This window comes from Agrilactobacillus fermenti, assembly GCF_021030645.1.
In the GTDB taxonomy this organism is placed as follows: Bacteria; Bacillota; Bacilli; order Lactobacillales; family Lactobacillaceae; genus Agrilactobacillus; species Agrilactobacillus fermenti.
The window spans coordinates 118,656-134,701 of the sequence record NZ_JACGCJ010000001.1; the positions used below are offsets into that span (position 1 = coordinate 118,656).

Consider the following 16,046-nt stretch of genomic DNA (forward strand, 5'->3'; position numbering starts at 1 on the left):
TTTATGGTAAAAAAAATGAAAGAGTCCAGAATCATCCTTTGGCTGGGGATTTTATTGCTTGTTGCCACTTTGATATTGGTCTTATCTAAGATTCAATTTCTATTTGCACCAATTGGTACTTTTATTTCGACTTTATTTACACCAGTTGTTGCGGCCGGATTTCTGTATTATCTTTTGAATCCCATTGTCAATTTACTAGAAAAAGTAAAAATTAAACGTGGCTTAGGTATTTTGATCGTATTTTTGGCGTTGATTTTGGCACTTGTGGGGATCGTCATGACGGTGATTCCTAATTTGGTTTCTCAGATCACATCATTGGTCAACAACTTGCCAGAATTTATTCGCGAATTACAGCACTTATTAGCCAAAGCAAGCGAACATCCTTGGTTACGGAAACTCAACTTAGAATCTTTGCTCCAAGGGAAAAGTTTTAAGCCCAGTACTTTAGCTAAGAATAGTCTCATGGCAGTGACCAGTAATTTAGGCTCGGTTGTCAGTATGACGGCTAATATCGTGATCAATTTGATTACGATCCCAGTGATTCTATTTTATTTTTTACGAGACGGTTATCGTTTTGGACCGAATATTCAACGCTTCTTCCCTGAACGTTTTCGGAGTCAAGTTGGCGAACTGCTTCATAAGATGAATGCCACGATTTCCCGCTACTTTGCGGGCCAAATGATTGAGTGTTTGTTCGTCGGCACGTTTACATTTATTGGCTACACGATTTTAGGCATGCCCTATGCTTTTCTATTAGGGTTCATTGCCGGGATTGCCAATATTATCCCTTATTTGGGACCATACATTGGTATTGCCCCGGCTTTGATCATTGCCTTTACGATTTCTTTTCCCAAGGCGATCGCGGTGGTTATTGTAGTTTTGATCGTGCAGCAGGTAGACGGGAACTTTATTTATCCTAATGTCGTTGGCAAAGCACTGAATATTCATCCGTTAACGATCATCTTAATTTTACTAGCTGCTGGTAATTTAGCTGGATTATTGGGGATGATTTTAGCAATTCCGGTTTATGCGGTTGCTAAAACAGTTGTCACTTATATGATCAACCTATATCGGTTGAGTCGCGAGACGGATATTTCCGAGCCAGAGATACCGATTGACGGGCATGACACGACGGAACGTAAGGATAAAAATTGAATTTCCTAGGTTAAATTGCTATAATTTTTTTACTATAATTAATTTAAGAAAAGAGTGAAAACAACTATGAGTGGTGATGGTGGTTCGGCCACAGGGCAGATAATTTTGATCATTATTTTAACGATGGTAAATGCTTTTTTTGCGGCCGCAGAAATGGCGATCGTGTCTGTTAATCGAGGTAAGATTCAATCTGAAGCCGATGCTGGCGATAAGAAAGCTTTGAAGTTGATTGGGGTTATGAATAATTCCTCTCGCTTTTTAGCAACAATTCAAGTGGCAATTACCTTTGCTGGGTTCTTATCTTCAGCTAGTGCAGCGACTTCCTTGGCAGGCTATTTAACGCCACTTCTTGGTGATATCCCGGCAGCTCATGAGATTGCTGTGGTTCTGATCACAATTGCTTTATCGTATGTTTCATTAGTTTTTGGGGAGTTATTCCCGAAACAAGTAGCGCTCTCTAAAGCAGAGGCAGTCGCTAAATTTACAGTTCGACCGGTACAAATTGTCGGTTATGCCATGCGGCCCTTTGTTTGGCTGTTATCAGCTTCGACAAACTTATTATTGAAAATCGTGCCGATTGATTTCTCCAAAGAAAGCGACCAAATGACCCGGGATGAGATGTTATCTGTGATCCAAAATTCACGTAAAACGGGGATTATTGCGCCGGATGAATTCGAAATGTTATCTGGAATTATTTCTTTTAGTGATAAAATGGCGCGAGAAGTTATGGTACCGCGAACAGATGCTTTTATGGTCAATCTTGATGATGATGATCAGAAAAATATCGTTCAAATTTTGAGTGAGCCATACTCCCGTGTCCCCGTTTATCAAGGGGAAAAAGACACGGTCGTTGGGTTAGTACACATCAAGAATATTTTACGCATGGCTCATGAAGTGGGCTTTGATACGTTAAAATTAGCGGACGTCATGACGGAACCTTTATTTGTTCCAGAGACAATGACCATCGATGATTTACTGTTAGAGTTTAAGAAAACCCAACAACAAATGGCTATTTTATTAGATGAGTATGGTGGCGTTGTCGGTTTGGTTACAATCGAAGACTTACTGGAAGAGATCGTTGGGGAGATCGATGATGAATCTGATCAAGCCGAACAGTTGGTTACACCTTTAAGTGAGACTGAGTTTGTGGTCTTAGGGAAGATGCCCTTGGATGATTTTAATGCTTATTTTCATACAGATATTGATAACCCCGATGTTGATACGATTGCTGGTTACATGATCACTGAATTAGGTGTAATTCCAACCAATCATCAAAGACTAGAATTGGTCCTGCCTAATGATATTCATTTATTTACTGAAAAAATGGATGGGTCAAGACTAGAAACGATTGTGGTCAAACGGCCTGAAAGTGTGACGCCAGATACTGAGCGTGAGCCATCATAGGCTTAAGATTGCAGCAGTAGGCCATTTGATTTTTAATCAAATAAATGATAGAAACAGCGTTGATCTAATTAAGAAAGAAAGAGGCTAGGATTGAATACATTAGCAGATTTACAAACAGCCGTGGATAAACGGCGTACGTTTGCCATCATTTCTCACCCGGATGCTGGTAAGACGACAATTACAGAACAATTACTTTTACTAGGTGGTGTCATCCGCAGTGCCGGGACGGTTAAGGGTAAAAAATCCGGTCATTACGCTACTTCAGACTGGATGGCAATTGAAAAGCAGCGGGGCATCTCAGTCACAAGTTCCGTGATGCAGTTTGACTATGCTGGTAAACGGATCAATATTTTAGATACACCAGGACATGAGGATTTTTCTGAGGATACGTACCGAACTTTGATGGCGGTGGATGCTGCTGTCATGGTGATTGATTCGGCTAAGGGTATCGAGCCACAAACTAAAAAATTATTCAAAGTTGTTAAACAGCGGGGCATTCCGATTTTTACTTTCATGAATAAGCTAGATCGCGATGGTCGGGAACCGCTAGATTTGATTGCGGAACTAGAAGAACTGTTAAATATTGAGGGTTATGCGATGAATTGGCCCATTGGTATGGGTAAGGGCCTAAAGGGTCTATATGACCGAGCTAATCAACGCGTTGAACTTTATCGGCCTGAAACAGAAGCCCAGCGGTTCTTGCCTTTAGATGAGCAAGGGCAATTAACTGTAGCTAGCGATTTGGTTAAGGATAATGTTTACCAACAAGCGTTGGATGATGTGGATCTTTTGAACGAAGCTGGTAATGCTTTTGATCCAGATAAAATCAAGCGGGGCGACCAGACACCAGTCTTTTTCGGGTCAGCTTTAACGAATTTTGGGGTGGAGACTTTTCTGCAGTCATTCTTGGAAATGGCACCAGCGCCAGCCAAACATGTCATTAACGATGGCGATGAAAGTTTGAGCCCGGAAGATCGCCGTTTCTCTGGCTTTGTCTTTAAAATTCAAGCGAATATGAATCCCAATCATCGCGACCGAATCGCTTTTGTTCGTATTTGCTCTGGTGTTTTTGAGAAGGGTATGGATGTCACTTTAGCTCGGACGCAAAAAACCTTACGTTTGAATAATGCGACTGAATTTATGTCGGATGAACGTGAGAATGTTGAAAATGCAGTGGCTGGTGATATTGTTGGTTTATATGATACTGGGAATTTCCAAATCGGCGACAGTATTTATCAAGGTAAAGAAAAAATCAAGTTTGCGCCTTTACCACAATTTACACCGGAATTATTTGTCCGCGTGACACCTAAGAATGTCATGAAACAAAAATCATTCCATAAGGGGATGCAGCAACTTGTTCAAGAAGGGGCGATCCAGCTGTATCGGACCTATACGACTGATGATTATATTCTGGGGGCTGTGGGACAACTGCAATTTGAAGTCTTCCAATTTCGCATGAAAAATGAATATAATTCTGAAGTGATCATGACCCCAATTGGTTCGCGGACAGCACGTTGGGTTGATCCTGAACAATTGGATGAAAAGATGTCCTCTTCACGAAATCTATTGGTCAAAGATGTGCATGGGGCGCCATTGTTCTTGTTTGAAAATGCTTTTGCTGAACGCTGGTTCCATGACAAATATCCGGATGTGAAATTAACAGCAAAACTATAATTTATACGAATCAGAGATGAAGACACATGACAACGCAAACTAGGACGATTCATTTAATGGGTACGGTCATTACATTGACCGTGACCCATGACGATCCAGAGCCAATTTTGGCAACTTGTGCGGCACGGTTAAAGATTTATGAACATCGCTTTAGTGCCAATGATGCTGCTTCGGAGTTAATGCAAGTCAATCGTTTTGCGGGCCAACATGGTGTGCAGGTACATCCAGAGCTATATGATTTGATCAAACTTGGCAAGTTTTACAGTCGGTTACCAGACGGTAATTTGAATATTGCTATAGGGCCTTTAGTAAAAACTTGGCATATCGGTTTTGCCGATGCGCGAGTGCCAAGCCATGCAGAAATTCAAACAGCTTTAGCTAAAATTGATCCGAACAATATTCAACTTGATGACGCAGTGCATCAAGTTTTTTTACTACAAGCAGGTATGGAGATTGATCTAGGTGCTTTAGCAAAGGGCTATATTGGGGATTTGCTGGTGCGCTATCTCAAAAAGGTTGGTGTCACTTCAGCACTACTGAATTTAGGCGGCAATGTAATTGCAATAGGCCAAAATCCGAGCCATACAGATCAAGCTTGGCATGTGGGGATTCAAGATCCTAAATTGCCCTTAGGCAACTATAAATTGGTGATCCCAGTTGTCAATCGTTCGGTAGTTACTTCAGGCATTTATGAACGTCAGTTGGTGACCCAATCGGGGACATACCATCACATTCTAGATCGTCATACTGGTTATCCAATTGAAACTAATGTCACAAGTCTAACAATTCTATCTAACCAGTCAGTGACCGGGGAAATATGGACAACCGAGCTTTTTGGCAAACCTGTGGCAACAATCTTGAAAACTGTTTCATTGTTGTCAGACGTTGATGCCATTGTGATTACCCAGAGTGGTCAAGTTTATGATACGCGAACAAAAACAACTATGATTGAATAGTACACAAGACTATGACATAATAGCTTTGTGATTTGTTTAATATGTATTAGGTCAAATTGATCTAACAAGAAGGATGTTGAGCATAATGAAACATTATATTGGAATCCCTGGAACCAATGCGACTGATTCAACTAATTTGAAACTTTTACAATATATGCAACAGCACTATGCGGAGAAAGTGTCAATTGAGTTAGTCAATCTTGGCACGCTGCCGTTGTTCTACAAAACACCTGATCATAGTGTACCCGCCGAAGTAACTGAGTTGGCTAAAAAAATCAGTGCGGCAGATGGTGTGATCATTGCCACCCCAGAGTATGATCATGCCGTGCCGGCAATGTTAAGTTCGGCCTTAGCTTGGCTGTCTTATTTTATTGAGCCACTAGCGGGTAAACCTGTGTTGATCATCGGGGCATCTTACGGGGCCTTGGGCACTTCCAGAGCTCAAGCACAATTGCGGCAAATTCTTGATTCACCTGAAGTACGTGCTTTTCTCATGCCAAATTCTGAATTTATGGTGGGCCATTCATTATCTGCCTTTGACGAACAGGGCAATTTGACGAACCAAACTCTAGTCAAGCGTTTGGATGGTTTGATGCAAGACTTTGATATTTTTGTGGATATGACGAAAAAACTAACGCATACATTAGCACAACACCGTCAAGATGCAGCCAATGTTGACTGGGAACATACGGAAAATTAAGAGGGGGCCACGATGATGAAATTCGTTGGAATCGCTGGATCTATTGCTGAAGAATCATATAATCGTAAACTATTAACTTACATTGCTAGCAAATACCAGGGTGTCGCTGACATTGAAATTTTAAGTATTGCTGATGTCCCAATGTTTGACCGGCAAAAAGACCAAACTCAAGGTGCGGCCATTCAATATTTAATTCATAAGATTGAAGCCGCTGACGGAGTTATTTTGGCAACACCTGAACATAACCACACTTTGGCACCGGCCATGAAAAATGTTATTGAATGGTTATCTTTTACTGCACATCCGTTGCAGGATAAGCCAGTATTGGTTGTGGGGGCTTCTTATAAAGATCAGGGGACTTCAAGAGCACAATTGAGTTTACGGCAGATTTTGGAATCACCTGGTGTGGGTGCTTTAGTCATGCCAATGGATGAGTTTTTGTTGGCTAATGCACGGACGGCATTTGATGCACAAGGTAATTTGAAAGATCAAAACACCGTTCAATTTTTGACCAAAGTGATGCAGGAATTTGCTAAATGGGTCAAAGTATTGCGGGCCATGAAACATCCTGAGGCTGATGATGCTTGGCAGCAAGAAGACTTAACTGCCAGTCATCCTACTGAGACCACGGTTGATGTGCCAATGGAAGCCGATGACTGGGTGGAGCAAGCTGCTGCTAAAACAAATGCGGTGGATGGGAAGACGTATGTCAAGTTGGACCGTGGCTTGTTAACGGTAGATCAGCTAAACTTATTCTTGAATTCAATGGCCCAAGAGTTGACCTATATGGATGAAAATGACCAATTCATCTATTACAATCATTTCTTAGATCGTGATGAGATGTTGGCACCACGTTATCCGCATCAGGTAGGTGACCCTATGGCAGCCGTTCATCCAGATCGCGCCAAGGATCACGTTAAACAAGTGATCTGGGCATTACGCAATCGTCAATCTGATTTGATTAAAATGGCAGTGCCTGGCAACAAAATTAATGAAAAATGGATCATGCATTACTACAAGGCAATGCGTGATGAAGCTGGTACCTTCAGAGGTATCAACGAATGGGTACTTGATATTTGGCCAATCGTTGCCGATTATCTGAAGCGAACCGGCCAAGCGCTTGTTAAAGTACCAGGTGCGCAGGCTGATACTGGCGGCAGTGCCTCAGTCAAAGATACTGGTGCTACAAGTGATACAACTGATGCCGGTGCCAGTGCGAGTGTGAAAGACGCTGAAACACCTGTAAATCCAGAACCAGATACTGGTGCTAGTGCTTCAGTCAAGGACTAGTAAATGAGCAGTGTGACAAAAGGCGGTCAACGACTAAGCACTAACAAGAATCACGACAAATAGGGGTCTTTCCATTTGAGTGGTTTGGGGTTAGGTGAGGTCATTGCCTTTTGACACACGTTTAAATCCAAAAAAGCGGAAATCAGAAACAAAACGTTGGTTTTGTCCTGATCTCCGCTTTTTTGATCGGTTAAATATGAAAATTAATTTTGGGCTAGATATTTAGATTCGATATAGGTTCCATCTGCCAATTGTGCCCACAAGCTATAGTTGTCTAGTTGAATCTGACGGACAACAGATACAGTCGCACCATTGGGATAGGTTTGAGATAAACGTTGACCATAAGGATAAGCCCACGTTACCACGGGCCGTTGCGGACTGGTACTGATTTCAAGATTTTGATCAACGGGAACTTCATTGATAATTTCATAGTTTAATGCTGGTAAGGCGGGTGTTGTTAGCTCATTTGTCTTTGGTTGCGTTATAATTTTGACATCCTTAGCTAATGTCCAAATAGAGCCACCTAAATTAAGCCAAATAGTACGATTTGTTTTTTCTTGAACAGCTTTATATACGCGCCAAGTTGAGTATCTAGGTAGGGGTTTGTCTAGATGATGGTCTAAATCTGGCTCTGAAAAGACAGCAGTTAGCTGGTAAGTCTGAATGTACGTATCCGGTGCGATTTTTACAGGATGTAATTGCATGGTTTCATAAGTTACTTGGACTTGTTCTGTATTCTTAGTAAAAGTCCCCTGTGCAGTGGGTTGAATATCGGTTACAAATTGAGTCATATCCCAAAGCGGCTCAATGGTATAATCACTATTTAAGTTGCCATGTAGGAATTCGGGTGGGGTAATTAACTTGCCTTGGGTATCACGATGGTAAATGACAACCGGTGCCGCCGTCTGCTTGGCATAAATTAGATAGATGCCATTAGGATTCGGCAAGAACGTTTTTTGAAAGTGATGAATCGATGCTAAAATATAACTCGGAATTGTTTTCCAGGGTATATTCAAGCGTGCTTTGTATTGCCCATAGACGGTGACGGGCGCCAGCAATGCCTTACCTAGACTATCGACATAATGAATCGTGACGGCGATATCTTTTGGAATAACGCGTTGAATGTTAGTATCGGTTTCAGTTAACGTGGCTACATTACTGGCATTATTGCTTACTGCCGGTTGTGGTAATGAAGCTGCGTTTGTTTGTTGATGGCGTTGTTCTGCTCTTTTAAGAATCAAACGTTGTGCTTTGCGTTTGAAATATTGCTTTCTTAAATCATTTGTTGTCCTTACCATAACGATACCCCTAATTTACTTTGTCTATAGTTTCATGGTAGCACACTGGGTTTTATCAACATGGGGTCGTAAGGAATTTATAAACTAATCTTAGAAAAACTTAGGAATTAGGCGCTTTGAATGCTAACTTCCGCTAATCTTGGGCCTTTGGTTACACGACTGAGATTGACGTTTTGATCGACCAAAGTTTCAATTGCTGTGTCGATTTCAGTTTGGGTAATATTGCGCTTATCATTGGTCAATAGTAATTCTTGATGCCGGGGTGCTTTGGTATAAACAATCGTTGTGGCACCCATAGAATAAACTTTAACATAATTCGCATCTGTACCATCAAGTTGCTTTTGTACAAGATCCCGATAACTTGTGGTAATATCCATTAGTTTCATAATCACAGCCTCCCTTAGGTTTCTATCTACATTATAGGCGTTATTAGATCGATTAACTAACAAAAAGCCCTGACACCATTGAGGTATCAGGGCTTTTATTTTTAAAAATTAATCTTCTTTTTTCTCGGCACTTTTTGTGACAGTAGGATTGCTTTTACCAGCGGTGATCTTAATTTGGTCGTTTTCCATACGTGCTTCAAGATTATGCTCATCCGGATGATCCAAATAGAAATCAGCAACTCGATCTTCTATTTGTTCCTGGATAACCCGGCGCAATGGACGTGCCCCCATTTGTGGGTTATAACCAAGATCGACTAATTTTGTCTTAACTGGTTCAGTCACATGGATGTGTAAGCCTTGATCGGCAATCATATTATTCGTATCTTGGATCATTAAATCAACGATCTGCATCAAGTTAGCCTTAGTTAAGGAATTAAACTCAACAATATCATCGAAGCGATTCAAAAATTCAGGTTGGAAATAATCAGATAAGCGATCGAGGACAGAATGCGTCTGACCAGTAGCTGTGGCACCAAAACCGACATTAGCTTCAGTCTTACCTTGACCTGCATTGGAAGTCATGATAATGATGGTATCTTTGAAACTAACTGTCCGTCCTTGGGAGTCCGTCAACCGACCATCATCCAAAATTTGTAAGAACATGTGCATGACATCTGGATGTGCCTTTTCAATTTCATCTAACAAGATCAAACTGTATGGATTCCGCCGAACTTGTTCGGTTAACTGCCCAGCTTCTTCGTAACCAACATAGCCAGGAGGTGACCCGATAAGTTTTGACACGCTGAATTTTTCCATATATTCACTCATGTCGAAGCGAATCATCGAATCTTCACTGCCAAAGAGTTGCTGTGCCAGTTGTTTAGCTAATTCAGTTTTACCAACACCAGTTGGTCCAACAAATAGGAAGGAACCAATAGGCCGGCCAGACTTATTAAAGCCGACCCGATTCCGCCGAATTGCTTTCGCAACTTTATCAACAGCTTCATCTTGACCGATAACATGAGCTTTCAAATCAGGTGCTAGATTTTGTAGTTGCTGTTGTTCTTGAGCCTTTAATTCACCTACAGGAATATTCGTCTTTTCTTCAACGATTTGTTCCATATCTTTTTCAGTAACGGTAGGTTCATTATCGGGATCAACACTATCTTTAGACTTCATATTCTTAAACTTTGTGACTTGATCACGATAGAAGGCGGCCTTTTCATAGTCTTCTTGCCGCAAAGCATCTTGCTTTTGCTTTTCAGCGCCTTGAATCTTTTCATCTAAAGTTTTAGGGTCGACCGCATTGATCGTTAAGTTTTTACGGGAGCCTGATTCATCCAATAAGTCAATGGCTTTATCAGGTAAGAAACGATCTTGGATGTAGCGGTTGGAAAGAGCAGCCGCCGCTGTAATTGCGTCATCAGTGTAATGAACATGATGATAGTCTTCATATTTCTTTTGCAAGCCCTTCAAGATTTGAACGGTTTCTTCAACAGAAGGTTCATCGACTTGAACGGGTTGCAAACGTCTAGACAAGGCCGAATCCTTTTCGATTGTCCGGTATTCATTTAAAGTGGTTGCGCCGACAAGCTGCAGCTCACCACGAGCTAAAGCTGGTTTTAAGACATTACCCGCGTCCATGCCGCCTTCGGCATTACCGGCACCAACAATTTCGTGGATTTCATCAATGAAAAGAATAATTTGATCATTCTTTTTAAGTTCATCCATTAATTGGGTCATTCGTTGTTCGAATTGACCACGAATACCTGTGCCTTGTACAAGTGAAACAACATCCAAGCGGACGACTTGTTTATCTTGCAGCTTGGCAGGAACATCGCCATCAACGATCTTTTGTGCTAGACCTTCGACTACGGCTGTTTTACCTACCCCAGCTTCACCAATGAGGACGGGATTATTTTTTGTACGTCTATTTAAGATTTCAATGACACGTGAAATCTCTTTGTCACGACCAATCACTGGATCGATTTGGCCTTCACGTGCTAAATTCGTTAAATTAACACCATATTGTTCGAGCAGACCACCATTTCCACCTTGGCCATTGCGGGGATTTCTAGGGCCGCCGCCACCGCCTGCTTGAGTTTGTGGTCCTTGCTGAAAGCCAGCTGCGTCATTAGGCATCCCTTGACCCATACTTCTAAAGATATCGTCTAAGTTGCCAAAGCCAAACGGATCCATTGCATTAGTTGGTCCATTCGAATTATTTTGCTGCTGATTCTTTAGTAATTGATAGCAATTTTGACACAAGTTAATTTCTTGACGTTGTCCATTTACATTTGTATATAAATGAATCGTTGCTTCATTTTTGTGGCAATTTTGACACAACATTGAGTTGTCACGACCTTTCTTTACCTAACGAAAATCGTTAGTGTAAGTCAACGTACGGTACAAACAAAAGATTACGATAAGCAAGTGCAGATACGTCTTATGCAATCTTCACGAGTATTATACATTTAGCACTCTTCTGGGTCAAGTGCTAACACTTGATAAATTGCAAACGTCTGTTCCTATTAACTTTGATGAGAATTACTTCTATAATATTCGAATGCTGACACATTATAAATACACGGTAGTTAAGGGGGAAAGTTGGATGTCTGAAGATTATATGCAAGCAATCGACAAGTTAGTTCACGGGGAGATTGGTGAAATCACGGTTGAACCAAAAGATTTTTTTGCCTTTCGTCAAGTTTGGCAAGACCATCCGCAGCGCAAAGAAATCGAAGGCATCGCCCAAAGAAATGGAACGATCAAATATCGCTTTCATGAAAACGGTTCACAATGAGTTGCTGCAAGGTTTGCGCAATGAAAAAAGGTTGTACTATTTTCTAAAAAATGTTAACCTTATCAGTGGATAAAGGGTTTGTACCCTTATTTTCTTTGGTGACAAAGAATAATTTAATGTGAATAAAGGAGTTCGATCGACTATGGAAAAACGCGACTTTCATGTAATTGCAGAAACAGGTATTCATGCACGTCCTGCAACTTTGCTTGTTCAAACTGCAAGTAAATTCAATTCTGACATTAACTTAGAATACAAAGGTAAATCTGTGAACCTTAAATCAATCATGGGTGTTATGTCCTTAGGTGTTGGCCAAGGTGCCGATGTTTCAATTAGTGCTGATGGCGCTGATGAAGCTGATGCAATTGCCGCAATCGCTGAAACAATGAAAAAAGAAGGTCTATCTGAATAATGTCTAAACAGCTAAAAGGAATCGCCGCTAGTGATGGTATCGCTATTGCTAAGGCTTACCGTTTAGTTGAACCTGATCTTTCCTATAATAAAAAGACTGTATCCGATACAGATGGTGAAACTAAGCGCCTAGAAGACGCAATTTCCAAATCAAACGATGAATTAAAAATTATCCGCGATAAGGCTAAAGAATCATTAGGTGAAGAAGAGGCACAAGTCTTTGATGCACACATGATGATTCTTGCTGATCCCGAATTTACAGGTGCTGTAAAACAAAAAATTACCGACGAAAAAGTTAATGCTGAAGCAGCATTAGGTGAAGTATCGGATCAATTTGTTTCTATGTTTGAAGCAATGACCGACAATAAGTACATGCAAGAACGGGCTGCTGATGTCCGTGATGTTACGAAACGTATTATGAGTCATTTATTAGGTGTAGAGTTACCTAATCCAGCTTTGATCGATGAAGAAGTGATCATTGTTGCTAAGGATTTAACACCTAGTGATACGGCACAACTTAATAAAAAATTTGTTAAGGCTTTTGTAACCGATTTAGGTGGTCGTACGGCTCATTCCGCCATCATGGCACGGTCACTTGAGATCCCAGCTATCGTTGGTAGCGAAACAATTACCAAAGATGCCCAAGAGGGTCAGAAGATGATCGTTGATGGGATCAATGGCGATATTATTATTGACCCAACGGATGCACAAGTAGCTGAGTATCAACAAAAAGCCAAAGATTTTGCTGCCCAAAAAGCTGAATGGGAAAAACTCAAGAATGAGCAGACACTGACAGCTGATGGGAAACATTATACAGTTGCTGCCAATATCGGGACACCTAAAGATTTAACAGGTGTCGTAGATAATGGCGCTGAAGCGATTGGCTTATATCGGACTGAGTTCTTGTACATGGATTCAGCTGAACTACCTTCCGAAGATGATCAGTTTGAGGCTTATAAAGCTGTTCTGGAAGGCATGAAAGGCAAACCAGTTGTTGTACGGACGATGGATATTGGCGGTGATAAGCATTTACCTTATTTACCATTACCTGAAGAAATGAATCCATTTCTAGGTTATCGGGCAATTCGGATTAGCTTGGATCGACAAGATATTTTCCGAACACAATTGCGGGCATTATTGCGTGCTTCTGTATATGGTAAGTTACAAATCATGTTCCCAATGATTGCAACGTTACAAGAATTTCGTGCAGCTAAGCAGATTTTTGAAGAAGAGAAACAAAAACTTCAAGATAAAGGTGTGAAGGTTGATAATGATATTCAAACGGGTATCATGATCGAAATTCCTGCTGCTGCTGTTTTAGCTGATCAATTTGCTAAGGAAGTTGATTTCTTTAGTATTGGTACGAATGACTTAATTCAATATACCATGGCAGCTGATCGTGGTAACGAACATGTTTCATATTTATATCAACCATATAATCCTTCAATTTTGCGCTTGGTCAAAAATGTGATCGACGCAGCTCATAAAGAAGGTAAATGGGCTGGTATGTGTGGTGAAGCTGCTGGTGACCCAATCATGGTACCACTCTTATTGGGCATGGGCTTAGATGAATACTCTATGAGTGCTACTTCAGTTTTGAAGATCAGAAGTCTCATGAAGCGTTTGTCAACCGCTGATATGAAAGCAATTGCTGATAAAGCGATGAATGAATTAACCACAAATGATGAAGTTGCAGCAATGGTTAAAGCAGCAACAAGTCAAAAGTAGATTTTATATTTGCATAAATGGCTGAGACAAAATTAACGTTTTGTTCTCGGCTATTTTTGTGTTACGAACGATCTTCGATGTTGTTTATTTGGATGGGGATAATTTGACAGGACTCAAGGCGACGTTTATGCTGGTTCAAGTGAATAGGAGAGAAGATAATTGAGTGTATTAACTGTTAAAGGGCTATCCCATCGGTTTATTGATAAGCAATTGTATACCGATGCGAGCCTCTTTTTAAATCCCAATGATCATATGGGGATTATTGGTGAAAATGGTGCTGGAAAGTCAACACTGATCAAAATCTTGACTGGGCAGATCATTCCAGATGAAGGTCAGATCAAATGGCAGCGCGGCATTGATATTGGCTACTTAGACCAGTATGCGAGCTTGAAACCTGGCGTAACGGTGGAAGCCTTTTTGGATTCGGCCTTTCAAAAGTTGATTGATGCTGAAAAAAGAATGTTAACTTATTATGATACGTATAGTAGTCAGCCAGATGATGACTTATTGGCAAAGGCTGGCAAGATACAAGAACAGCTGGAGAGTCAGAATTACTATGAGCGTCAGACAAGTATTGATAATGTTGCTTCTGGTCTAGGAATATTAGCTTTGTATGGTCGGGATGTTTCTGAACTCAGTGGTGGCCAGCGCTCTAAATTGATTTTAGCTAAAATGCTGCTGACCAATCCCGATGTACTACTATTGGATGAACCGACCAATTTCTTAGATAAAGAACATATTGATTGGCTGGCTGATTTTTTGGCGAACTTTACGGGTGCCTTTATTGTGATTTCTCATGACTTTGATTTTTTGAATCGAATCACAAACTGTATTTCGGATATTGAGTTAAGTACTATCACGCGTTATACGGGCTCTTTAAAACAGGCTTTGCGACAAAAGGCAGCTAATCAAGCCACCTATCAAAAAGAATTCGAAAAGCAGCAGCGCGAAGTATCCAAACTCAAAAAGTATATTGCTAAAAACAAAGCAGGTACTCGAGCAAAGAGCGCCAAAAGTCGGGAAAAGCAGCTGGATAAGATGTCTATCTTAAAGCCGCTTTCTAATAATCGTCAGGCAAATATTGAGTTTCCATACACAGATACAGCAAGTCAGATTTTGTACGAAGTGAATAATTTGAGTATTGGCTATGATCAAAATAAGGCATTATTGCATAAACCTCTGAATTTTTCAGTGGGTAATGGTGAGAAAATTGTGATCACTGGGTTCAATGGTGCCGGGAAGTCAACGCTTATCAAAACAATGATGGGCAAAATTCCAGCATTAGCAGGAACTGTGACGACAGCAAGTACTGTTGTCACAAATTATTATTGGCAGGAATTGATTTGGCCCAACAAGAATATGTCGCCCCTACAATATCTACAAGGCCGCTTTGAAGATGCAAAACCTAAAGTTCTACGTCAAGTCCTAGCTAGAGCTGGACTATCAAGCCAACAAGCACAGCAAGGCTTTGTCTCTTTGAGTGGTGGGGAGCAAAGCAAAGTAAAGCTCGCCGAGATGATGCTGCACTCTGCCAATGTTTTGATTTTAGATGAACCAACAAATCATTTGGACGTTCAAACGAAAGATAATCTAAAGCAAGCGCTACAAGTATTTCCTGGAGCAGTATTATTAGTTAGCCACGAAGCTGAGTTTTACGCGGGATCTTGGATAGATACAGTACTCGATATTGAAAAGTCAATTTGAAGTTGACTTTTCTTTTTTTTGCGCGTAAGATGGTTGAGTTGTCCTTTTTAATAGACCGTTATAAAAAATATTAAATGGTCTGAAAAAAAGGTGTTGACATTAGCTAATAAACTTGATATAGTATTCAAGTTGTCATTTATTGCTTTTGCCAATTGAAATTAGTTGTTGACAAAGATAAATGATTTTGCTATTATATAAAAGCTGATTAACAGCTACATAAAATATGAAACAAATCATATAAAAAATAGTTGTTGACAGCATATCAGATACATGATATTATATAACAGTTGATTGATTGAGTTAATCACTTGCTGATAGCCTTTCAGCAACAAGGTGGACCTTTGAAAACTGAACAAAGTTTCGATAATCAAATGTGCAGGCTAGACCTTTTGGTCTAACAAACATTTGCGAAATCAATTCGCTAGCAACAAATAATAATGAGTCACAAACTTGAACTTTAGTTGAGAGTTTGATCCTGGCTCAGGACGAACGCTGGCGGCGTGCCTAATACATGCAAGTCGAACGAGAAACTTCTACCGA

General features: G+C 40.6%; 13 protein-coding genes and 1 rRNA gene. 11 read left to right on the forward strand and 3 right to left on the reverse strand.

Translation table 11 applies throughout. The annotated features are described in order from the left end of the window. Positions 1-3: 3 nt before the first annotated feature. The 6 genes from FHQ08_RS00530 (at position 4) to FHQ08_RS00555 (ending at position 7,179) form a co-directional block, all read left to right on the forward strand. Positions 4-1,155: an AI-2E family transporter gene (locus FHQ08_RS00530; RefSeq protein ID WP_230912421.1), complete on the forward strand. Its 1,152-nt coding sequence runs from the start codon at positions 4-6 to the stop codon at positions 1,153-1,155. Positions 1,156-1,221: 66 nt separating this feature from the next. Further along, positions 1,222-2,559, forward strand: coding sequence for a hemolysin family protein (locus FHQ08_RS00535; protein WP_230912422.1), 1,338 nt, complete (start codon positions 1,222-1,224; stop codon positions 2,557-2,559). Between the two features lie 90 nt (positions 2,560-2,649). Next, positions 2,650-4,233: a peptide chain release factor 3 gene (locus tag FHQ08_RS00540; protein WP_230912423.1), complete on the forward strand. Its 1,584-nt coding sequence runs from the start codon at positions 2,650-2,652 to the stop codon at positions 4,231-4,233. Between the two features lie 26 nt (positions 4,234-4,259). Next, complete coding sequence (locus FHQ08_RS00545; RefSeq protein ID WP_230912424.1) at positions 4,260-5,189, forward strand: FAD:protein FMN transferase; 930 nt, start codon at positions 4,260-4,262, stop codon at positions 5,187-5,189. 85 nt (positions 5,190-5,274) lie between these two features. Next, on the forward strand, positions 5,275-5,889 hold the full coding sequence (locus tag FHQ08_RS00550) for an NADPH-dependent FMN reductase (protein ID WP_230912425.1): 615 nt from the start codon (positions 5,275-5,277) through the stop codon (positions 5,887-5,889). A 15-nt stretch (positions 5,890-5,904) separates the two neighbouring features. Continuing rightward, positions 5,905-7,179 carry an NADPH-dependent oxidoreductase gene (locus tag FHQ08_RS00555; protein ID WP_330166060.1) on the forward strand — a complete coding sequence of 425 codons (1,275 nt, stop codon included), beginning with the start codon at positions 5,905-5,907 and terminating at the stop codon, positions 7,177-7,179. A 203-nt stretch (positions 7,180-7,382) separates the two neighbouring features. Here the strand turns inward: FHQ08_RS00555 and FHQ08_RS00560 are convergent, their stop codons facing one another. From FHQ08_RS00560 to FHQ08_RS00570, 3 genes are all read right to left on the reverse strand, one after another. Beyond that, on the reverse strand, positions 7,383-8,477 hold the full coding sequence (locus FHQ08_RS00560) for a MucBP domain-containing protein (protein WP_230912427.1): 1,095 nt from the start codon (positions 8,475-8,477) through the stop codon (positions 7,383-7,385). A 107-nt stretch (positions 8,478-8,584) separates the two neighbouring features. Then, positions 8,585-8,863: a DUF1827 family protein gene (locus FHQ08_RS00565; RefSeq protein ID WP_230912428.1), complete on the reverse strand. Its 279-nt coding sequence runs from the start codon at positions 8,861-8,863 to the stop codon at positions 8,585-8,587. Between the two features lie 108 nt (positions 8,864-8,971). Beyond that, on the reverse strand, positions 8,972-11,212 hold the full coding sequence (locus tag FHQ08_RS00570) for an ATP-dependent Clp protease ATP-binding subunit (RefSeq protein ID WP_230912429.1): 2,241 nt from the start codon (positions 11,210-11,212) through the stop codon (positions 8,972-8,974). Between the two features lie 262 nt (positions 11,213-11,474). On the opposite strand from FHQ08_RS00570, the gene FHQ08_RS00575 reads away from it, so the two are divergent. From FHQ08_RS00575 to FHQ08_RS00595, 5 genes are all read left to right on the forward strand, one after another. Next, a complete protein-coding gene (locus tag FHQ08_RS00575) occupies positions 11,475-11,666 on the forward strand; it encodes a hypothetical protein (protein WP_230912430.1) in 192 nt (63 codons plus the stop codon). Positions 11,667-11,808: 142 nt separating this feature from the next. Next, positions 11,809-12,075, forward strand: coding sequence for a phosphocarrier protein HPr (locus FHQ08_RS00580; RefSeq protein WP_230912431.1), 267 nt, complete (start codon positions 11,809-11,811; stop codon positions 12,073-12,075). Continuing rightward, on the forward strand, positions 12,075-13,802 hold the full coding sequence (gene ptsP / locus FHQ08_RS00585; protein WP_230912432.1) for a phosphoenolpyruvate--protein phosphotransferase: 1,728 nt from the start codon (positions 12,075-12,077) through the stop codon (positions 13,800-13,802). Before FHQ08_RS00580 ends, ptsP begins: the two co-directional genes overlap by 1 nt. A 159-nt stretch (positions 13,803-13,961) precedes the next feature. Beyond that, positions 13,962-15,506: an ABC-F family ATP-binding cassette domain-containing protein gene (locus FHQ08_RS00590; protein WP_230912433.1), complete on the forward strand. Its 1,545-nt coding sequence runs from the start codon at positions 13,962-13,964 to the stop codon at positions 15,504-15,506. A 457-nt stretch (positions 15,507-15,963) separates the two neighbouring features. After that, a 16S ribosomal RNA gene (locus tag FHQ08_RS00595) occupies positions 15,964-16,046 on the forward strand; the annotation flags it as partial.